The 20,115-nt window shown below is 34.4% G+C and carries 20 protein-coding genes; 16 read left to right on the forward strand and 4 right to left on the reverse strand.

Annotated features, from left to right (window positions below; all coding sequences use genetic code 11):
- Positions 1 to 16: 16 nt before the first annotated feature.
- Entirely contained in the window at positions 17 to 2,014 is a 1,998-nt protein-coding gene (locus DW114_RS14005; protein ID WP_117454360.1) for a BglG family transcription antiterminator, read from the reverse strand.
- Positions 2,015 to 2,021: 7 nt separating this feature from the next.
- Positions 2,022 to 2,342 (reverse strand): PTS cellobiose transporter subunit IIB, encoded by a 321-nt coding sequence (locus DW114_RS14010; protein WP_117454361.1) that lies wholly within the window; start codon positions 2,340 to 2,342, stop codon positions 2,022 to 2,024.
- Between the two features lie 546 nt (positions 2,343 to 2,888).
- Between DW114_RS14010 and DW114_RS14015 the strand changes: the two genes are divergently transcribed.
- Entirely contained in the window at positions 2,889 to 3,245 is a 357-nt protein-coding gene (locus DW114_RS14015) for a Fic family protein (RefSeq protein WP_117454362.1), read from the forward strand.
- A gap of 45 nt (positions 3,246 to 3,290) precedes the next feature.
- Positions 3,291 to 3,668: a hypothetical protein gene (locus tag DW114_RS14020; protein WP_233509574.1), complete on the forward strand. Its 378-nt coding sequence runs from the start codon at positions 3,291 to 3,293 to the stop codon at positions 3,666 to 3,668.
- Here the strand turns inward: DW114_RS14020 and DW114_RS14025 are convergent, their stop codons facing one another.
- Positions 3,669 to 4,409: a MerR family transcriptional regulator gene (locus tag DW114_RS14025; RefSeq protein WP_158552278.1), complete on the reverse strand. Its 741-nt coding sequence runs from the start codon at positions 4,407 to 4,409 to the stop codon at positions 3,669 to 3,671.
- 115 nt (positions 4,410 to 4,524) lie between these two features.
- On the opposite strand from DW114_RS14025, the gene DW114_RS14030 reads away from it, so the two are divergent.
- From DW114_RS14030 to DW114_RS14050, 5 genes are read left to right on the forward strand one after another with little or no spacing between them, the layout of a single operon-like run.
- A complete protein-coding gene (locus DW114_RS14030; RefSeq protein WP_117454364.1) occupies positions 4,525 to 5,844 on the forward strand; it encodes a PTS sugar transporter subunit IIC in 1,320 nt (439 codons plus the stop codon).
- Positions 5,831 to 7,171: a glycoside hydrolase family 1 protein gene (locus tag DW114_RS14035; protein WP_117454365.1), complete on the forward strand. Its 1,341-nt coding sequence runs from the start codon at positions 5,831 to 5,833 to the stop codon at positions 7,169 to 7,171. Before DW114_RS14030 ends, DW114_RS14035 begins: the two co-directional genes overlap by 14 nt.
- Positions 7,172 to 7,227: 56 nt before the next feature.
- Positions 7,228 to 8,631 (forward strand): prolyl oligopeptidase family serine peptidase, encoded by a 1,404-nt coding sequence (locus tag DW114_RS14040; protein WP_117454366.1) that lies wholly within the window; start codon positions 7,228 to 7,230, stop codon positions 8,629 to 8,631.
- Positions 8,632 to 9,318 carry a histidine phosphatase family protein gene (locus DW114_RS14045; protein ID WP_117454367.1) on the forward strand — a complete coding sequence of 229 codons (687 nt, stop codon included), beginning with the start codon at positions 8,632 to 8,634 and terminating at the stop codon, positions 9,316 to 9,318.
- On the forward strand, positions 9,318 to 9,593 hold the full coding sequence (locus DW114_RS14050) for a PTS sugar transporter subunit IIB (RefSeq protein ID WP_117454368.1): 276 nt from the start codon (positions 9,318 to 9,320) through the stop codon (positions 9,591 to 9,593). Before DW114_RS14045 ends, DW114_RS14050 begins: the two co-directional genes overlap by 1 nt.
- An 86-nt stretch (positions 9,594 to 9,679) precedes the next feature.
- On the opposite strand, the gene DW114_RS14055 is transcribed toward DW114_RS14050, so the two are convergent.
- Complete coding sequence (locus tag DW114_RS14055) at positions 9,680 to 10,399, reverse strand: GntR family transcriptional regulator (RefSeq protein WP_117454369.1); 720 nt, start codon at positions 10,397 to 10,399, stop codon at positions 9,680 to 9,682.
- A 263-nt stretch (positions 10,400 to 10,662) separates the two neighbouring features.
- On the opposite strand from DW114_RS14055, the gene DW114_RS14060 reads away from it, so the two are divergent.
- The 9 genes from DW114_RS14060 to DW114_RS14100 all read left to right on the forward strand — a co-directional run bounded on the left by DW114_RS14060 (position 10,663) and on the right by DW114_RS14100 (position 20,032).
- A complete protein-coding gene (locus DW114_RS14060) occupies positions 10,663 to 11,469 on the forward strand; it encodes a PTS mannose/fructose/sorbose/N-acetylgalactosamine transporter subunit IIC (RefSeq protein WP_117454370.1) in 807 nt (268 codons plus the stop codon).
- Complete coding sequence (locus DW114_RS14065; RefSeq protein WP_117454371.1) at positions 11,459 to 12,295, forward strand: PTS system mannose/fructose/sorbose family transporter subunit IID; 837 nt, start codon at positions 11,459 to 11,461, stop codon at positions 12,293 to 12,295. The genes DW114_RS14060 and DW114_RS14065 overlap by 11 nt, the downstream gene beginning before the upstream one ends.
- 21 nt (positions 12,296 to 12,316) lie before the next feature.
- On the forward strand, positions 12,317 to 13,852 hold the full coding sequence (locus tag DW114_RS14070; protein WP_199483597.1) for a hypothetical protein: 1,536 nt from the start codon (positions 12,317 to 12,319) through the stop codon (positions 13,850 to 13,852).
- A gap of 4 nt (positions 13,853 to 13,856) precedes the next feature.
- Positions 13,857 to 15,218 carry a sulfatase gene (locus DW114_RS14075; protein ID WP_117454372.1) on the forward strand — a complete coding sequence of 454 codons (1,362 nt, stop codon included), beginning with the start codon at positions 13,857 to 13,859 and terminating at the stop codon, positions 15,216 to 15,218.
- Between the two features lie 10 nt (positions 15,219 to 15,228).
- A complete protein-coding gene (locus DW114_RS14080; protein ID WP_117454373.1) occupies positions 15,229 to 15,714 on the forward strand; it encodes a PTS system mannose/fructose/N-acetylgalactosamine-transporter subunit IIB in 486 nt (161 codons plus the stop codon).
- 3 nt (positions 15,715 to 15,717) lie between these two features.
- Entirely contained in the window at positions 15,718 to 16,146 is a 429-nt protein-coding gene (locus tag DW114_RS14085) for a PTS sugar transporter subunit IIA (RefSeq protein WP_117454374.1), read from the forward strand.
- Between the two features lie 122 nt (positions 16,147 to 16,268).
- Positions 16,269 to 17,423 (forward strand): ATP-binding protein, encoded by a 1,155-nt coding sequence (locus DW114_RS14090; RefSeq protein WP_255411917.1) that lies wholly within the window; start codon positions 16,269 to 16,271, stop codon positions 17,421 to 17,423.
- A 624-nt stretch (positions 17,424 to 18,047) separates the two neighbouring features.
- Positions 18,048 to 18,491, forward strand: coding sequence for an NUDIX hydrolase (locus tag DW114_RS14095; protein ID WP_117454376.1), 444 nt, complete (start codon positions 18,048 to 18,050; stop codon positions 18,489 to 18,491).
- A gap of 95 nt (positions 18,492 to 18,586) precedes the next feature.
- Positions 18,587 to 20,032, forward strand: a complete 1,446-nt coding sequence (locus DW114_RS14100; RefSeq protein ID WP_117454377.1) for a murein hydrolase activator EnvC family protein — start codon at positions 18,587 to 18,589, stop codon at positions 20,030 to 20,032.
- The last annotated feature ends 83 nt before the right edge of the window (positions 20,033 to 20,115 follow it).

The following is a 20,115-nucleotide window of genomic DNA, read 5'->3' on the forward strand; positions in this document are numbered from 1 at the left end:
GATATCCCTCCTTTTCTTACATAAGATTTAAAAATATTTTTCTGAATTCTTCAAATTTTGGACATTCCAAAAGTTCTTTTTGTACCTCTGGCATATCAATCAATCGAATAATTGCTTTGGTCATAGTTTTTACTCCTTGATTTCCTAGATAGGATGGAGAAAGTAAAAATACAATTTTGATATTGGGTACATCTTTACTCCAAGCTACACCATCTGGCACTAAGCCAACAGCAATAGAGGCAATACGTCCTACTGGTATTGCAGGATGTGGTACCGCAATGGTTTCACTGAATATAATAGAACCCATGTTTTCTCTTAATTTGATTTGATCCAGCATATGTTTGATATAGCTTTCTTTTTCCTGATAGCTCAAACGTTTGATTAATGTGGATACAATGCTTTCAAATGTGATATCGCCTTGAAATACTTGAAAATATTCTTTATGAATATAGGTATCAAAGACTTCTTTTTTCTCTTTGATAGAAAGTTCTTTTCCATAACTTTCTTCAATGTGTTTTCGTTTAGATAAGGTATCATCAATAAACTTGCGAATTGCAGCTTTATCCTGATCACTTAAGAATACGGATACATGTAAAAATGGTATGCCAAAGATTACTGAATCCAGATTGACAGATGAAATAATCAAATCAATTCCTTGTAAAGCTTTTTCGTTCATCTCAAAATAGCCCATTTCTGTAACGACATGGATATGTTCACTGAATTCTTTTTCAATCCTGCATTTTAATAATTGCGCACTTCCATAACCAGTTGAACAAATGACTAATACCTGAAGCTTATTTCTTTCTTGTAAACGCTCGATTGCAGCCATGAAATGTAATGTCAAATACGCCCATTCATCATCCGATACTTCACATCCTTCAAGACATGGCATCTTAGAAAGATACATTTTGGTATCATCAAAAACATCTCTGTGTTCAGACATGATTTCATTTAATAATGGATTTTTTAAAACAATCCCCTGATGTACACGAATCAACATTGGACGAAGGTGTTCCATCAAACAGTTTTTCAACAACATATCATCTGTCAGAAAGATTCCCAATTCTTCTTCCATTTGATTAAGTATTGTATCTAATTGTTGTTCCACCTTTTCCATGACAACATTTGGTTCATGTAATGGATGATTATTTTTTGCGCCAAGATGTAAGGTAAGATAAGCAATTTCTTCTTCTGGAAACTGAATCTTAAAATCGTCTTCTAGGCGGTGAATAATATTTGTGGCAGTATGATATTCAATGCTGTTCATAAACTCTGTATCTAGTGTGAATGTATTTAATTGTAATCCTTTTTCTATTCGTTTGATGCTTAATGTTAAATGCATTAATACATTCTGAATCATCACATCAGATAACTTGATATGATTTTTTCGGCATTCATCTAGTATGACTAAAATGAAGCTTTCCGTTGGAATATCATCAAAATAATTCGTGTGATCCATATATTCCTGAATGGAATTAAACCGTGATCCTTTGAAGAAATAATTCATAATAAAACAGCGTTTATCGTTTTCTTCTCCCTGTATCCATGTACCATAATTTGGTTTACTGACAATACTCAACCCATAAGGCTCCAGCATCTTCTTAATGACATTCATATCCTTTGTAAGAGTAGAGCGTGAGATATAAAGGGTATCCGCAAGCATCTCTAAAAAGACGTGTTCATCTTCGATGAGCATTTTGTTTAAAATATAGTTTTGTCGATCTAAAGATGTTTCCAGTTCTGCCTTCTTTTCATTTTCACCAACATGCTGTATTTGATGTTTATTCAGAAACATTTCAAATTGCATGGGGCGTATCATTTGAAGCTTGTAGCCATAGCCCTGCTTGGCGATGATTTCAGCACCATTTTCTTTTACAATGGATTCCAGGTTATGAATATATGTGCGCACCGTTCGTTCAGATAGAGATAAGATTTCAGATAGCTCTTTGCTTGTCGTGAAATGATCCTGATTTTCAAAAAGCTGTAACAGTAGATTTTGTTCTTTTTCTTTCACGAGGTCACTATTCAGGCATTTCTTTCAAGACAAATTCAGCTAAATTCTTCACTCCTGAAGGAATTGGCACATATGCTTGTGGTGGAATAGGAACAACTTTTTTTCCTACTTTATCACCAGTTGCCTGGAATTTTTTTAGATACATCTTTGTCTGTGGACTGATTAAGAATAAATCGAAATCGCTTGTTTCAATCATCTTTTGTCCTTCTGTGACACTGACAGCGTCCATTTCATAATCTTTGTTGTTTGTTTTAAACCAGTCTGTAGTTTTTGCGGCCATCATACTAGATGACATACCAGCAGCACAAATAATTAAAGCCTTTTTCATGTTTTGACACACCTTTCTTTTTCATTTAGGTAGATACGATCGTTATCTTTGTCCCCCATAGGTTGTATACTGAAATGAAACGAAGTGTTATCCTCCTCTCCTTGTTTCCTCTTGCATTATAGCATCAAAGCGCTTTCAGTAGCTTGTTATGATTTACCGTAGCATTCCGGCAATTAAGGAAAAAAGTTTGCCGGTATGCCGTTTTGGTTTTACATTATATATTTTATAACAGGAAAATGCGTGTGTCATTAGAAAAAGAAGGGATTAAGTGAAATATAGTATTGGATAAGGTAAGCATAATATTTTGTTAAATACGGTTTAACGTATCTTGGGGAGATATTTATAGTTTCTCCCCAAGATACCCCCCAAGATACCCCCCAAGATACCCCCTAAGTTGACCCCCAAGTTGAGCTGAGAGAAAAAATAATTTCATATTGCAGAGTTCCACATAGTAAAAAAGAAATAGCTGCATATTGTGGCTTTAAAGATATAAAAAGTTTTGCTATTAATCATTTAAAACCATAGGTAAATCAAGGTATTTTGTTAATGACTATATCTGATAAACCAAATAGTAGTAATCAAAAATTTATTGCAACTCAATATAAAGAAGATGAGGGATATATAAAAAATATGAAGAATGACACCCAACTCAGCCCCCAAGTTGACCCCCAAGTCAACCCCCAAGTTGACCCCCAAGTTGAGCTGAGAGAAAAAATTATTTCATATTGCAGAGTTCCACATAGTAAAAAAGAAATAGCTGCATATTGTGGCTTTAAGGACGCAAAAAATTTTGCTTCTAAGCATTTAAATGCTTTGATTAAACAGGGGATTTTAGAAATGACAATTCCAGATAAACCAAGAAGCAGTAAGCAAAAATATATTTTAGTACTGAAAAAGGACTAAGTTTATATAACGATGATGAAATGAAATACTATAGGTGTGATTTCTATGGTCGTTGTGATTTTAAATCTAGGTGCACCTTTGGACTATCATTTGATTTTTGGAGCTGGTTTATTTACAGCAGTATATATTATTTCACGCTTTTTTGGAAAGTATTTTGGCGCAAGAATTGGTTCTTTCTACACGAAAGCACCAACAACTGTCACAAAATATCTTAGTTTTACGCTATTACCTCACTCAGGTGTATCCCTTGTGTTCACAGGTATTGCGGTATCTGTATTAACAGGACTGGCGCCTGAATGTGCACAATTTATACAAGGAACCATAGCAGCAGCGGCTGTCATCAATGAAATAATTGCTGTAATGATAGCAAAGAAAGGATTTGAATGGGCAGGGGAACTAAATGCCAATCTTATATCTTCTTAATTAATCCAACAACTCTATCCATGCCTGGAAATAGTCATCATTTTTATCTGTGATTAGATAATTTGCGATGATTTTTCCAGGCTTTTTCTTTATATCATATACTTGTTGAAGGGATCTTTGAAGCGTAACTTGGTCGACGATACTTTCACTTAGCTTTAAATAACATGGTAAATATTGCGCTTGTTCCTGTTTTGTCCAAAGGATATCCTGTTGATCATCTTGATGATCTGTAATGGTACCATATACTTGTATTATAGTATCATCAGGGTTCATAACAAAAGCTAGAATACTTTGATCCTGTATATAATCTAAGACATTTTGAGTTTTCTTTCCCATATGGATATGCACAATTGAGGAAAAATAAGGCTTATCATAAGTTGGTGTATCATGAATCAGGTTCTCATAAATCATACCTGCGGATACACGTTTTTTTATTTTAGTTTGTACCTTTTTTAATTCCTGTATCTGCTTTTCGATACGATCATAGGAAGCATACAGGATATTCATATTCTCATGTATGCTTTTTTGATAAATGTTCTTTAAATCTTTTACTGGAATATTCAGATTGCGGTAAAATAGGATATCCGCAATGATAATTAAATCTTCAGTGGTATATTCTCGATATTCGTTATGATCATTACGATTTGAACCAATGATTCCTTCACTCTCCCAATAACGAAGGGTTGATTTTGGCACATGAAACAGCTCAGATACTTCTTTGATAGTATATTTTTCAGACATTTTTATCACCTGAGTAGAGTATAACATAAAAAATTTAAAAAATATCAATGAAAACGCTTTACATTAAAGCTGCTTTAAGGTTTATACTCTTGTTGTACAGAAGGAGGACATTACAATGTACAATAAAATTCAATCTTTTCTAGAACGTATGGTTGGTCCGTTAGCACAAAAGATGGCAGAAAATAAAACCATACAATCACTTACAAATGGAATGATGGCAGTATTGCCAGTGTCTTTGGGAGTGGCATTTATCGCAATCGTCGGTCAGTTTCCATTTGAACCATGGCAACAATTTCTAACAAACTTAGGCTTAACACAATTGATTCAGGATTTTATTAATGTCACAAGTGGGTTATATGCAATTTATATCGTCGTGACGATATCCTATGAAACAGCTAAAATTGAAAAAACAAATCCAATTACGGCAGTAATCTTAAGCTTGGCATTCTTCCTGATTTTGGTACCTCAACAACAGATTCCACAGGGAGATGGATGGAATATCGCAATGATTATGACATCTTCTATTGGTAGTGATGGAATCTTTGTGGCGATGATTGTTGCATTGCTGATTACAAAATATTATGCATATATGATGAGGGAAAATAAAATGGTAATTAAATTACCTGGTTCAGTTCCTCCTATGGTCAGTGATTCTTTAAGTCCAACATTTGTCGCAATGATTGTTTTTATTATCGCATTTGTGATTAAAGCAGGATTTGCTTACACACCATTTGGCGATGCAATGAACTTTGTGAATACAATCATTACAGCACCAATTACTGCGGTAGGATCCTCTCCTTTATCTGTTGTGATTATCTTTACTTTCGCAAACTTCTTATGGTTCTTTGGCATCCACCCTGCGGCTATTATTAATTTATTCTACGCAATTACTGCTCCAATTTTTATATATAATATCAATGCATTCCTTGCTGGAGAATCTCAGCCATATCTTGAATTCATGTTTATGACTGGTATCATCATGATTGGTGGAACAGGTAATACGATAGGACTGGCAATTAATATGCTACGTGCGAAATCAGAGAAATTCAAAGCATTACGTAAACTAGTTGTTATTCCAAGTATCTTTAATATCAATGAACCATTGATCTTTGGTGTACCAATTATGTTGAATCCAATTTTCTTCTTTCCAATGGTTACAAGTGTCATGGTAGCTGGTGCCGTGATTCATATCTTCTATTCTTTAGGAATTTTGAATTATATGAATCCTACCGTAGAACTGCCTTGGGTCATGCCTCCGGTAATCTCAAACTTCTTATATTCTGGCATGGCATATGCACTTGTCATGGTAGTTATCATCATTGTTTTAACATTATGGTTTTATCCATTCTTCAAGATTGCGGATAATAAAGCCTTAGCTGAGGAAGAGGCAATTTCTCATGCTGGTAAAGAAGAGGAAAGCGATGAAGGTTTCTAAGGATTTCTTGTGGGGTGGAGCTATTTCCGCACATCAAAGTGAAGGTGCTTTTCAACTGGGAGGCAAAGGCATTAGCACGATGGATGTATTAGGAATAAAGCCTGATACAAAGGAAAGAGGTGTCCATTATCCTTTTCAAAAAGATTACTATTATCCAACACATCGTTCGATTGAACTTTATCATCATTATAAAGAAGATATCGCGATGTTAGCGGATATGGGAATCAAATGTTTTCGTTTTTCCATAGATTGGTCAAGGATTTATCCTATGGGAGATGAAGCATATCCCAATGAAGAAGGATTACGTTTCTATGATGCTATCTTAGATGAATTGGAGCATTATCATATTGAACCAATGATTACGATATCTCATTTTGAAATTCCATATCATTTGGTAGAAACCTATGGATCGTGGAAGAATCCTAAGATGATCGATTTCTATATGAATTATTGTGAAACATTATTCCAACGATATCATAAACGGGTAACATATTGGATTACATTTAATGAAATAAATATTGTGACATATCGCCCCTATATGACCACAGGGATAGAACCATGCAGAAGAGATTGTTTTTTCATGGGGCATCATCAGATGATAGCAAGTGCGAAAGCGGTGATACGAGCACATGAAATCAATCCGGATATGAAGATTGGCGCAATGGCGATGTATGGACCTACGTATCCACATACCTGTGATCCACAGAATGTATTAGACGCGATGTTCTGTGATGAGGAAATTTACCATTTCCTTGATGTGATGGTAAGAGGTGCATATTCAAACAAGTCCAAGGCATACCTTCAACTACATGATCTGATGTTTCCTATTACACAGGAGGATGAGGATATCCTGAAAAAGGGAACCGTTGATTTTATTGGTTTCAGTTATTATATGTCATGGACTACAAGTGAAGAATCAGCACTGGGAAATATGGGAGAAGGGGGAAAGAATCCATATCTTTCAACATCTCCCTGGGGATGGCAGATTGATCCAATTGGGTTACGTATATCATTAAATGCCTTATATAATCGTTATCAAAAACCTTTGTTTATTGTAGAAAACGGGCTGGGTACAATGGATTATATTGAAGATGGATGTATACATGATCAAGAACGTGTCAAATATATGCGAAATCATATCCGTGAAATGATGAAAGCGATGATTCTTGATGGTGTGGATGTTATGGGATATTTGGCCTGGGGATGTATAGATTTAATCAGCGCCAGCAGTGGTGAGATGAGTAAACGATATGGAATGATCTATGTTGACTTAGATGATCAAGGAAACGGCACAAGAAAAAGAATGAAAAAAGATAGCTTCGATTGATATAAACAAGTGATTACATCACATGGTGAATTGATATAAAAGGAAAGGAATATTATATGAAAAAACTAATGATATGTGCACTGGCAGCTGGAATGTTGATCATGCCGATGCATATACAAGCAGAAGAAACAAAAGATAAAGGCTATATCACAATCATTGAAGGAGAAGATTGGGGACCAGCAGTCACAAAGCTGGTAATTCCTTATACTGCAGGTGGTCAAGGTGATTTCCAAGTGACAGCGGTAAAAAAAGCAGTTGCTTCTACTGGGGAAGAAATAAATGATCAGGGAGAAGTCCTTGTGAATCAAGTATATCGCAGTGATGAAACCGGAAATAAAAGTGATGATGGAAATTATACAACCATTGAATTAACCATCCATCCGGATGATACCTTTACCAATCCATTCTATTTTGATATGGAAGCATTTGCGAATAGCTGGGCAGATGTGACCTATACAATCACATCAAAAAATGGAGATACATGGAAGAAAGAAATCAATCGTATCAAAGAAGGCGCAGATATGTTTGATAAAGGTGATCACACCTATACAGATGAAGAATTTGGCGATATTACATTACAATATGCCAATTATTCACCTAAACAGGATGATAAGAAAAATCCTTTGATTATCTGGCTACATGGTATGGGTGAAGGCGGTGAAGATCCGGATTTAGTATTACTGGGTAATAAAGTAACAAATCTTGCGAAAGACCCAATCCAGTCTTATTTTGAAGGCGCATATGTACTTGCGCCACAAAGTCCAACATTCTGGTTAGATAACGGCACTGGTTCTATGACAGAGGATGGAAACAGTATGTATACCAGAGCATTGATGGATACAATTGATACCTATGTGAAAAATAATGATGATATTGATACAGAAAGAATTTATATCGGTGGATGTTCAAATGGTGGATTCATGACAATGCGAATGATTATGAGTTATCCAGAATATTTTGCGGCAGCATATCCAATCTGTGATGCAATGTATGATGCATTTATTACAGATGAAGATATTCAAAAAATAAAACATATTCCAATGTGGTTTACGCATGCTAGTTCTGATGCATTGGCGATGGTTGCGGATACATCCATTCCAACATATGAACGTTTAATAGAAGCAGGAGCACCAAATGTACATTTCTCTTTATATGATGCTGTTATTGATAAGAGTAATCAATACAAAGACGCAGAAGGTGCACCTTATATGTATAACGCCCATTATTCATGGATTTATACATTAAACAATGATCCAAAACTGGATTATGAAGGAGAACCTGTGATGATAGATAACAAACCAGTTACTATCTTTGAATGGTTATCAAAACAAACAAAACAGAAAACCGATTATGTAGAACCAGATTTCTTTGATAATTATGGTATCTTAATAGGCGCATTTGCGGTTGTAGCTGTGATTGTTGGCTGTACAATGATTCGTGGAAAAAAGGAGAAAAAGTAAATGAGAAAACATAAAATATTAATGAGTGGATTGGCTTGTGCGATTGCATTCACAACATTATTTGGCTGTGCATCTAATAAGCCAAAAGATGATAAGGTAACTTTATATATCACAAGACATGGAGAAACTTTATTCAATGAAACAGGCAAAGCACAAGGATGGTGTGATTCTCCTCTTACAGAAAAAGGTGAAGACATGGCCGCAAGACTAGGGGAGGGTTTAAAGGATATTGAATTCAGTAATGCTTATACCAGCACTAGTGAACGTGCTGTGGATACTGCCAAAATTATTTTAAATGATCGCAATGTGCCCATGCATTATGATAAAGGCTTAAAAGAAATGAATTTTGGGACATTAGAAGGAGAGCCAGGAGAAAAGCTTTGGGGAGATGACATTGATTTACGATTTGAAGAAGGCTGGAAAAAAGAAGGCGGAGAAGATTTCTATATCCTTGGAGAACGTGCAAAAAAAGTGTTAGATGAAATCGTAGCAGATGACACAAATAAAGGAAATAATGTTTTGGTTTCCACACACGGTATGACCATTCTAGGTATCTTGTATACTATTGATCCTGCAGTCGCAGATTCATTGGAAAATGGCTTGGATAATTGTTCCATCACAAAGATTACTTATGAAAATGGTCAATATCATATAGATGAGGTTAATGAAACCTCTTATATGAAGTAATGAAAAAAATCATACTTTTATGTATCCATGGGATGTCCGCTCATTTAATCGCCCAAAAACTTCAAGAAGCATTGCCGGAAACCGAAATTATTTCCATGGGTATAGAACAATTGGCAATAAATGATGAAATATCTCAGATATTATTGGCACCACAAATTCGCTATTGTGAGAATGAATTAAAAAATACATATCCTAATATCCTCATTCAGGTAATCAGTATGGATAACTATGCATCCATGGATGTGATGGGGATTATAGAAGAATGTAAGATTTAATTTGAATATATACAAATTTAAAGGATTTCAAATACATTGAAAACATCACGATTACTCATTGTAATCGTGATGTTTTATAATATATTTCATCTTGTACGAATATAATTCAATTGATAATTTGGTGAGTTTAAATATTGAATGGTATAATCAATGATTTCATTATCTGTAGAATAGGTGGTATTGATGATTTTCATAATGGGTGTATTTGTATCAATATGAAAAGCTTCTGCCATCGTTGGCGTTGGCAGGATAGGAAAATCCTGATGATGGCAATAATTGATTTTGATGTTTCTTACATTCTCTATATAATCATATTTTGATGTTTCCAGATAGCTGATACTTAAATCAGGAAAATATTTTACCGGCATGTAGGATATTTCAAATTGCAGTAACAGATCATCACCATAACGGCTTCGTTCGATGTAATAAATCATATCGCCTTCCGATATCTTTAAAAGTTTAGCGATATAATTGTCTGCCTTGGTAATAGAAAAAGAATTCACTTCTGTTTTGGCATTCATGCCAAGCTTTTCCATTTCTTTTGTGAACCCAATTTGGCGAGGAAACTTTTGATGGGCAGGGGAATCCTGTACATATGTTCCAGAACCAGCTACCCTTTTTAATAAGCCTTTCATAACCAGAGAGTCTGTGGCTTTCCTTACTGTAACTCTGGATACATGATATTCATCCGCAAGTTCTTTTTCAGTTGGAATGGTTTCTTTGATTTTATAATATTGTGAATTGATTTTATCTAATATATCTTTTTCTATCACTTTGTAGCGAGGTATATTTGAATCTTTTGGCATATCATCATCTCCCTAATTGTAAATACAAATCATATGCTGTCTATTCATATGATAATACATTTCAGTAAGAAATACCAGTATAAACATAGGATTATCATGTCACTTTTTTTGTATATGAGGAAAAAATGTATTATAAAGCGAAATGTTATAATACATTTAATACAAATTATAATACAAATTTAATAAAAGGTATTTACAATTCATGTAAGCGGTTTTATAATGTAGACAGTTGACCTGGTAAACAGGTACGAGGAGGAAAGTATATGAACTTAATTCAGGCTCTTTTGATTGGGCTATTTGCTTACCTTGGTGCGAAACGTACACCTTGGTTCTTTGGGGTAACAGGTGGATGGAATATGATTGGTCGTCCATTAGTTGCAGGATTAATTTGTGGTATCATCTTGGGGGATGTAAAAAATGGGGTTATCGCTGGTGCGATGGTACAGGCATTATTTATTGGACAGATCACACCGGGTGGTGCAATGCCAGCTGATGTAAACTGGGCAGCTTATATTGGTATTCCATTGGCTTTAGCCGCAGGAGGAAGTGGCGAAGAAGCAGTTGCACTTGCTGTACCATTAAGTATGTTAGGTTTAGGAATGTTTAACTTCATTATGACCATAAACGCTTATTTCCCTCACTGGGGCGATAAAGCAGCGGCAGCAAATAACAGTCGTGGTGTACAAATGGCAACATATTGTGCAGCAATTCCAAGTTTCATCTTACGTTTTGGTTCTGCAGCATTGATTTGTTACTTAGGAACTCCTGTGACAGAAGCACTATTAAATAATCTTCCAGCAATTGTCCTTCATTTCTTTGAAGTCGCAGGTAAAATGCTTCCTGCTATTGGATTTGCGATGTTGTTAAAACAATCATTAACACAGAACTGGATGATCGTATTATTCCTGATGGGATGGGTATTGATTGGATCTACGACAATGTCAGTTACAGCTCTTGCTATCTTTGCAATTGGTATTGCATTCATCTTCGTTATGGCAAAAGGAAAGCCACAGGTAGTCACAAATGTACAATCAGCAGCAGTAGAGGAGGACGATTGCTATGAAGAATAAAACAACCGGTAAATTATTAGATCAAAAAGATATTAAACGTGCAGCTTGGAGAAATATTTTCTTCATGCAGGCAACACAAAACTTTGAACGTATGATGGGTCTTGCATTCTGTCATATCATGGTGCCAATTATTGATAAATTATACAAAAATGATCCAGAAGAACATAAAAAAGCTTTACAGCGTCATATGCAGTTTTATAATACAGAATCACAATTTGGTGCTGTTATTCCAGGTATTATCGTTGCCATGGAAGAAGCTAGAGCGACTGGTGAAGATGTAAGTGAAGAATTGATTGTTTCCACAAAGAATGCTTTGATGGGACCATTTGCAGGTATTGGTGATTCCTTATTGATTGGTACTTATCAGCCAATTTTACTAAGTATTGCGATGAGTTTATGTTTAACGGATGGAAATCCAGTTGGACCAATCTTCTTCTGTGTTGTATGGCTGGTAACAGTTATTGCATGGCAGTTATTCACATTCCGTAAAGGATATGAACTTGGAATTGATGCTGCAAATACCTTCTTCAACAACAAAGAATTAACTGAAAAATTAACAACTGGAATGAATATTTTAGGTTTAATGGTTATTGGTGGTGTAGCCGCTACAACAGTGAAAGCAAATATCATATATAAATTCGTAAGTGGTGATATGTCTATTGTATTACAGGAACAGATTTTTGATAAAATCATGCCAGCATTATTACCGCTGATTGTAACATTAATCACATGGTATTTATTAGATAAAAAGAATTGGTCAGCAATTAAAATTATACTTGCCATTGTTGTATTCGCAGCAGTGATGGTTGGCTTTGGTATCATGTAAAGATAACAGGGAGGTTATCCAATGAAATACAAGAAACTATGGACAGATATGCATAGCAATCTGCACCATGAACAAATCAATGATTTACCCCACTGGTATGATCAGATTAAAAAAACAATGGATTTTTGGCCATTTGCCTATTACCCTTTCTATATGAAAATGACGTCATCAGGACTTGCAGTAGAAGATATACATGAAGATAAAGATATTCAAAAAGACTGGGAATATATTCGTACATTCACGAAAGAAAAAAATGCAGAAGGTTTTCCAATGTTCATGGGATACGAATGGCAGGGAAGCGGTAAAGATGGAGATCACAATGTGTTCTTTCTTGATAATGAACAGGAAATGCATCATCCACTTCGTTATGAAGAATTAGTAAAAAGCTATGAAGGAGTATCCGCTATTGGGATCCCCCATCATATCGCCTATCAGCTGGGCAGTCGTGGAAAGAACTGGGAAACACACAATGAAACATTCTCACCATTTGTGGAAATCTATTCTAGTCATGGCTGTAGTGAAAGTGATGATGGACCATTAGATATGAATCGTCATATCCATATGGGACCAAGAACTGGAGAAACCTCATTAGAACGTGGTATTGAAAAAGGATATCATTTAGGTATCATGGCAGCTGGTGATAATCATGGTGTACCAGGTGTATTTGAACATGGCTCTATGTGTGTACTTGCAAAAGATAACAGTAAAGAAGCTATATGGGATGCTTTTATCAATCGCCGTGTTTATGGTGTCAGTCAAAGCCGAATAGGCGTTGACTTTACAATCAATGATATACCAATGGGTGGAGAAGTGATTACAGATCAAGCAGTATTGAAGATGCATATTGAAGGCAGTGATGCCATTGATCGTGTAGAAATATTAAAAGGAAATATCTTAGATGAAATGGTTGTTCATTCTGGTACATGGGAATTAAAAGAAATACCACAAACCGTACGTTTTAAATTCCACATAGAATTTGGATGGGGACCAGATACAAGAGTCTATAAAGATATCTTTCAAAAACTATGGCATGGAAAACTTGACTGTGGCAATGGAAAGCTGTTAAGTATAGAAAAATGCTGGAATAACTTTGGACAAGAATTATACAATGTAGATGAGCATTCTTGTGAATTTGATTTAACAACATATAAATCAACCGCAAGTGGAAAATGGATGGGACCAAGCAATGTCACAACTGAAGGATTTATCTTTGAAGTAGAAGCAGAAAAAGATGGATATATTACATTGATGATAGATGGTAAAGAATATAAATTATCAGTGGAAGAGCTTTTAAAACATAGCAAAGTATTCGCCTTATGGGATGATATTCAACAGCTTACAAAAGATACATGGGGCGATATAGAACATTATCGTGATGACCCATGGTGGCATAATGCATACAAATTCAAAGTACATCGTTTCGCATGGGAAGAAGCCTATACACTTGATTATCAAAAAGAAATTCAGGTAGAAGAAGATTGTTGCTATCGCTTGCGTGTGTGGCAGAAAAATGGTGATTGTGCTTGGTCATCACCTATCTATATAAGAAAGAAGTGATTAAATGCACGTAATATATATTCATACACATGATTCAGGAAGAGTACTTGGACCATATGGCTATGCTGTTTCTACTCCAAATTTAAATGCACTTGCAAAGGATGCTACGACGTTTCGACAGGCATATTGTGTATCACCAACCTGTTCACCATCACGTTGTTCCATGTTAACAAGTCTTTATCCACATGAAAATGGTATGTTAGGACTAGCACAGCGAGGGTTTACTTTAGATTATGACAAACATCTTGTTCCTTATCTAAATAAGCATGGTTATCATAGCGTATTATGTGGTATCCAGCATGAGGCAGGATGGTATTTAGATCATGAAGATGGATCAAAGGCATTGGGATATCAAGAAGATATTACAACCAGTCCTCAAGGATATCGTCAGGAAGATTTAGTATATTGGGATCAAAAAAACGCAGATCAGGCAGTATCCTATTTAAATCAGTATGACAAAACAAACCCTTTATTTTTATCCTTTGGTATGTATGCGACACATCGAAGATTTCCAGATAAAATAGATCCAGATATTGATGTGAATCAATGTAAACCTCCATATCCAATACCAGATAATTCACAAACCAGATTGGATTATGCCAGATACTTAACATCTGCGAAATCCGCAGATTCATGTGTGGGAAAAATTATACAGGCACTAAAAGAAAATGATATGTATGATGATGCTATCATCTTGTTTACAACAGATCATGGCTTGGCAAATCCTTTTAGTAAGTGTACACTATTTGATAGTGGCATTGGCGTATCGCTTATCATGCGTGTACCAGGTTCTACTACGAAAGGAAAGGTAGTAGATGAATTGGTATCACATATAGATGTATTCCCAACACTTTGCGATTTGTTACATTTGCCAAAGCCATCATGGTTGAGAGGAATATCTTTTGTGGAAAACTTTGAAGATGAAACGTATGCACATAGAGATGAAGTATATGCAGAAGTAAACTTCCATACCTCTTATGAGCCTATTCGTTGTATCCGCAGTAAAACACATAAACTGATTCGATATTATGATGAAACATATTTACACATGAATTTGTCTAATATAGATGAATCCTTAACAAAGGATTATTTTATGGATCATGGTTTACAGGACAGATTAAAATATAAAGAAGCCTTATATGATTTAGTTTATGATCCAGGAGAACGCAATAATGTCGTCAATGATGAAGCATATGCAGAAATTAAAAAGACATTATCTTATAAGCTTGATCAACATATGAAGGATACCAATGATCCATTATTATATGGTGAGCTTCCTGTGAAAAAGGAATATAAGGTCAATAAAAAAGAATGCTTACAGGCAAGTAGTAAAAATAAAGATGATTATGTATCATTAGGAAAGTAGAGGAAAACTTATGCAGAATATCGTGAATGTACGTATTGATGAAAGACTAATTCATGGACAGGTTGCGGTTTTATGGAGTATGCATACCAAAGCAACAAGAATTATGATTGTGGATAATGATGTTGTAAAAGATGCAGTCAATAAAGCAGCACTGAAAATGGTTTGCCCACAACAATGTAAATTGTCTATCTTAACAACACAAAGAGCTGCGGACAATCTGAAAGCAAATAAATATGAAGGAGAAAGAGTGTTTATCATTGCGAAAGGACCTCATGCATTACGTGAAATTGAAGAATTAGGTTATCACTTTGAAGAAATCAATGTAGGAAATATGGGTGGTAAACAAAATACCAAAACAATTAAAAAATCTGTGGCCTGTACACCAGAGGATATCGAAGATTTCTTATATCTAGCAGGTAAAGGTGTTAAATTGAATGCTAAGATGGCACCAACAGATTCTGATGTTGATTTTGAAGCATTATTGAAAGAGGCTTAATCTATGAATGTTGGGATGATATTGATTAGTCATGGAGAATTCGCAAAGGCAGCTTTAGGCAGTGCAGAAATGATTGCGGGACCACAGGAACAAATCATCGCTTTAGCACTTACAGAAGATAAATCCTTAGAAACTTTGGAAAGTGAAATTGTGGAAGCGTATCAAACACTGATGAAGGAAAATGATCAAGTATTGGCATTATGCGATATCTATGGAGGAACACCATTTAATGCGTTATTGAAAACAATGTTAAAAGGAACACCGATATTAGCATATACCGGATTATCACTACCTTTATTGATCGATTTGATATTCAGTAGAAATACAATGAACTCTATGGATGAATTAAAAAAGCATATTTTAGAAACGCAAAATATGGTATTAAAAGAAATTGAATTGCCATCATTTGATGATGAGGATGAAGAAGATTAGTAAAAAAACAGCCAGTTGAATTAATTGGCTGTTTTTTTCATAATTAGGATAGGATACATAAAGTAAGAGAAGATTATTTAGTAAGGATACGTCCAGTTTATCATTCAAGCTTAATTAAGGTTTTGATTGGAATGAGAAGATCTGGAAAATCTTATTTGCTAATGCAAATAAAAGAGGAATTGTTGAATCAGGGAATCGAAGAAGATCATATCATATATTTAAACTTTGAATTTTTAGATTATGATGAAATTGAAACATATAAAGATCTAAATCATTTTATAGAAGATAAAATAAAAGATGATCAGCGCTATTATTTAATGTTTGATGAGATACAGAATATAGAGAAATTTGAGAAAACTGTAAATTCATTGCGAGCAAAGTATGATTGCAGTATCTTTTTAACAGGATCAAATTTACAATTATTATCAAAAGAATTAAGTACGTTATTAACCGGAAGATATATAGAATTTGAAGTGTTTCCATTCTCTTTTAAAGAGATGATAGAATATTATGATGTTGATATGGAACATGCAAATTTGCAATCCTATTTACAAGATTATATGAAATGGGGAGGACTACCACAACGTTTTGAAATGAATGATGAACTTACAAGGGCTAGCTATATACAAGATGTATATCATTCTATTCTATACAAGGATATTATTACGAGATTTGATATCAAAGACATAGTTTTGTTAGAAAAAATAATAGATTATGTATTTGATTCTATTGGACAATTGTTTTCCACAAATAATGTTGTAACTCATTTAGGAAAAACTTTTAAATCAGTAAAGCCAGAAACCGTATATCGTTATCTCGATTATTTAGCTGAAGCGTTACTCATACAAAAAGTAGAGCGATATGATATTAAAGGAAAGAAAATATTATCGTTCTATGAAAAATACTATGCGATAGATTTAGGCTTTGCAAATATCAAAAAACATCAAATGAACATTGGTTCATCGCTTGAAAATATTGTTTATATCTATCTGAAAGCAAATGCATATCAAGTTTATATTGGAAAAACATATGCAGGAGAAGTTGATTTTATCGCGCAAAGAGGCAAAGATAAGAAATATATTCAAGTTTGTTATATATTGAATCAAGAAGATAAAGATAAAAACGGTAAATCAACTTATGATAGAGAATTTGATGCATTTACACCAATAAAAGATAATTGTCCTAAATATGTCTTATCAACGGATTCTTTTGATATGTCAAAAGATGGCATTATTCATCAGAATATCTATGATTTTTTATTACATGGATTCAAGTGATCAGAATATTTACAGAGGAATCTTATGAAACTTAATCTTGTTTCTTGATCACATCATATTTCATAAAGTGAAAGTTTTGCTTTGAATTATGACAGATATTAGTATATTGATAGATGATAGTTTTTTTGGAAAGCTTGTATAAAACGGAGAAACTAATCAAATTGTTTTAAAAGTTTGTATAAAATAGGAAAACTATTGAAATGCTTATTATTAAGATTATAAATGATATTTTGTTCTCTTCCCAGTGCCAACAACTTTTACAATACCTTCATTGACTAACTTTTCCAAAAGAACTTTTGTTTTAGATCGACTGTACGTCACTTGCTGAAGATATTTTTTACATTCAATCATGAGAATCACCTCACTTCCATTTTAGAACGCTTTAATTGAATCATTGTTCTCAAATAAGAACGAAAATTAAGATTTATATATTTATATTCTTGAATAGATATGTAAAATTATACAACTATAAAAAATATCCTATCTTAAAGATGATATACATAAGTTTATTTTTATACCTTTAATTTTCATTCGCATAATATTTCAAAACTGTTCATATTTCGTAATATAAACTTAAGAAAGAGGCACTTCACAAGTGTTAAACTAATAGCCGGGTGATGTGATATGAGAAATACAGTTGGATGTTTTGCGGTGATAGAAGATGAAAAACACGATATTTTACTAGTGAAAAGAAAAGATTTTCCTTTGTGGGATTTACCAGGAGGGCGTCAGGCAAAGGGGGAAACATTGGAAGAATGTGTTTTGCGTGAAGTTAAGGAAGAAACTGGATGTGATGTAGAAATTGACTATTTGATTGGAGAATTTTTACGACCCTCCATGAATGATAAACAATACGTTTATGCATGTCGAATTGTAGGTGGCACATCAATACATGATGGCGTAGAAGCAAGGAAATTGAAATATTGTAATCCAACATTTCTACCCGTGTTCATGGTCGCAAACCGTAAGAAACAGATACGATCTTATCGTCGTGGGTGTATCCGTATTGAAAAGACCCTGCATGATAAGCATGTATTTTCCTGTCTACAAAGGATGTTGAATTTATAAGGTAAAGGACTACAGAAATTGTAGTCTTTTTATATTTTTTCTTAGTGATATAATAAAGAAGAAAAGAAATACATAAATTAGAAAGGAGTGTTTTGATGAAGAAAAAGTTTTTTTGTGTTGTGACAGGATTGAGTTTGTTTGTATGTTTGGGTACATCACATATATATGCTTATGATTTTGCTGGAAATGAAGATGAATGGTTAAGCAAATGTTCTATTTCCCAGGAAACACAGGAAGAGGCACAAGCTTGTAAAGCGTTTAAAAAATATTACCAGGGATTGCAATCCGATGTAGAAAATGAAATTGGTAAATTAGAAAATCAGAGCGCAAAAGTTGTAGATAATATTGATGAATTAGAAAAACTGGTGAATCAACAAAGTGATATCATAAAAGATTTAGATAAGCAAGTCGCAGCAAATGAAGCGACAATTTCAAAGATTGCTGGTCAGATTGTGAAACTTGATAAAGATATCGCAATAAAAGAAAAGAATATTGAGGAACGAGATAAGCTGATCAAGAGCAGAATGGTAAATGATCAGGTACATGTTGGTACGAATGAAAATATTGAAATATTAATGGGCGCAAAGGATTTAATGGATTTGATTCGTAAGGTAGAAGGACTTCAAAAGATCACGGATAATGATCAGATTGAGATTCAAAAAATTCAAAAAGAAAAAGAGGAATTAAATTTAGATAAGAACGAAAAACAACGTTTGAAACAGAATGAAGAAGATGCGAAAGTTGAAAATGAAAAGAATAAGAAAAGTCAGGAAAAGTTAAAAGCAAGTCGTGAGAAACTGTTAAATCAATATCGTAAACAGGAAGCGGATTTATATGAAAAAGTGCGTAATGTGAAGGCGGATGCCTCAGTTTTACAGAATAATATGATACATATTAATACATCTGTAGCACAGAAAATTGATTATAATAAAGAAAATTCCACGAATAGTGGAAGTGGTGGAACAATTCATCATACAAGCAATGGCTTGATGAGTCCAATTAATGGGGGCTTATCTGCCGGTACCTGGTATTATCCTGCAAGCTTTGGCGGTGGTGTACATCTAGGCGTTGATTTTGGCGTTGGTGTAGGTTCTGCCATTGTGGCACCTGCGGATGGAATCATCTTGTTTGCCGCAAACCCTTATGGAACATACGATGGGTATCTGAATCATATGATTGGCTGGCCATTAGGTGGAGCGAATACGATTATGTTCCTTACACAGGTTAATGGAACAACTTATGCTGTTAGTTTTGCACATATGGCACATGAAGATTTTATGGTTCATGCAGGACAAGAGGTTAAACAAGGACAGCTGCTTGGCAGAACAGGGGCAAGTGGAAATGTCAGTGGTCCACATGCGCATGTGGAGTTGTTTAATCTTGGGAAAATGAGTGTTGCGGATGCAATTAATTATTTTAATAATTCCGGCGCAGATTTCTCATGGGGTTGTGGATGGAGCGGTGATCGTGGTCTAGCCAATGTATGTTCAGTAAGTGGAAGGACACCTTGTAGAGAACGTCCAGAAGATTATTGGTTTTAAGATTAATGGGATTGATGTCAATTCAATCCTTTTTATAATGAATCTCATGCCTTTGTAATCATGGGAAAATTATCAAAATATGG

This window comes from Absiella sp. AM09-50 (assembly GCF_003433845.1).
Classification (GTDB): Bacteria; Bacillota_I; Bacilli_A; order Erysipelotrichales; family Erysipelotrichaceae; genus Hoskinsella; species Hoskinsella hominis.

Bases quoted from the DNA above. Each gene is read 5' to 3' on its own strand.
- DW114_RS14010 (WP_117454361.1), bottom strand. From the start codon at position 2,342: ATGAAAAAGGCTTTAATTATTTGTGCTGCTGGTATGTCATCTAGTATG.
- DW114_RS14015 (WP_117454362.1), top strand. From the start codon at position 2,889: ATGACTATATCTGATAAACCAAATAGTAGTAATCAAAAATTTATTGCA.
- DW114_RS14020 (WP_233509574.1), top strand. From the start codon at position 3,291: ATGGTCGTTGTGATTTTAAATCTAGGTGCACCTTTGGACTATCATTTG.
- DW114_RS14025 (WP_158552278.1), bottom strand. From the start codon at position 4,409: ATGTCTGAAAAATATACTATCAAAGAAGTATCTGAGCTGTTTCATGTG.
- DW114_RS14030 (WP_117454364.1), top strand. From the start codon at position 4,525: ATGTACAATAAAATTCAATCTTTTCTAGAACGTATGGTTGGTCCGTTA.
- DW114_RS14035 (WP_117454365.1), top strand. From the start codon at position 5,831: ATGAAGGTTTCTAAGGATTTCTTGTGGGGTGGAGCTATTTCCGCACAT.
- DW114_RS14040 (WP_117454366.1), top strand. From the start codon at position 7,228: ATGAAAAAACTAATGATATGTGCACTGGCAGCTGGAATGTTGATCATG.
- DW114_RS14045 (WP_117454367.1), top strand. From the start codon at position 8,632: ATGAGAAAACATAAAATATTAATGAGTGGATTGGCTTGTGCGATTGCA.
- DW114_RS14050 (WP_117454368.1), top strand. From the start codon at position 9,318: ATGAAAAAAATCATACTTTTATGTATCCATGGGATGTCCGCTCATTTA.
- DW114_RS14055 (WP_117454369.1), bottom strand. From the start codon at position 10,399: ATGCCAAAAGATTCAAATATACCTCGCTACAAAGTGATAGAAAAAGAT.
- DW114_RS14060 (WP_117454370.1), top strand. From the start codon at position 10,663: ATGAACTTAATTCAGGCTCTTTTGATTGGGCTATTTGCTTACCTTGGT.
- DW114_RS14065 (WP_117454371.1), top strand. From the start codon at position 11,459: ATGAAGAATAAAACAACCGGTAAATTATTAGATCAAAAAGATATTAAA.
- DW114_RS14070 (WP_199483597.1), top strand. From the start codon at position 12,317: ATGAAATACAAGAAACTATGGACAGATATGCATAGCAATCTGCACCAT.
- DW114_RS14075 (WP_117454372.1), top strand. From the start codon at position 13,857: ATGCACGTAATATATATTCATACACATGATTCAGGAAGAGTACTTGGA.
- DW114_RS14080 (WP_117454373.1), top strand. From the start codon at position 15,229: ATGCAGAATATCGTGAATGTACGTATTGATGAAAGACTAATTCATGGA.
- DW114_RS14085 (WP_117454374.1), top strand. From the start codon at position 15,718: ATGAATGTTGGGATGATATTGATTAGTCATGGAGAATTCGCAAAGGCA.
- DW114_RS14095 (WP_117454376.1), top strand. From the start codon at position 18,048: ATGAGAAATACAGTTGGATGTTTTGCGGTGATAGAAGATGAAAAACAC.
- DW114_RS14100 (WP_117454377.1), top strand. From the start codon at position 18,587: ATGAAGAAAAAGTTTTTTTGTGTTGTGACAGGATTGAGTTTGTTTGTA.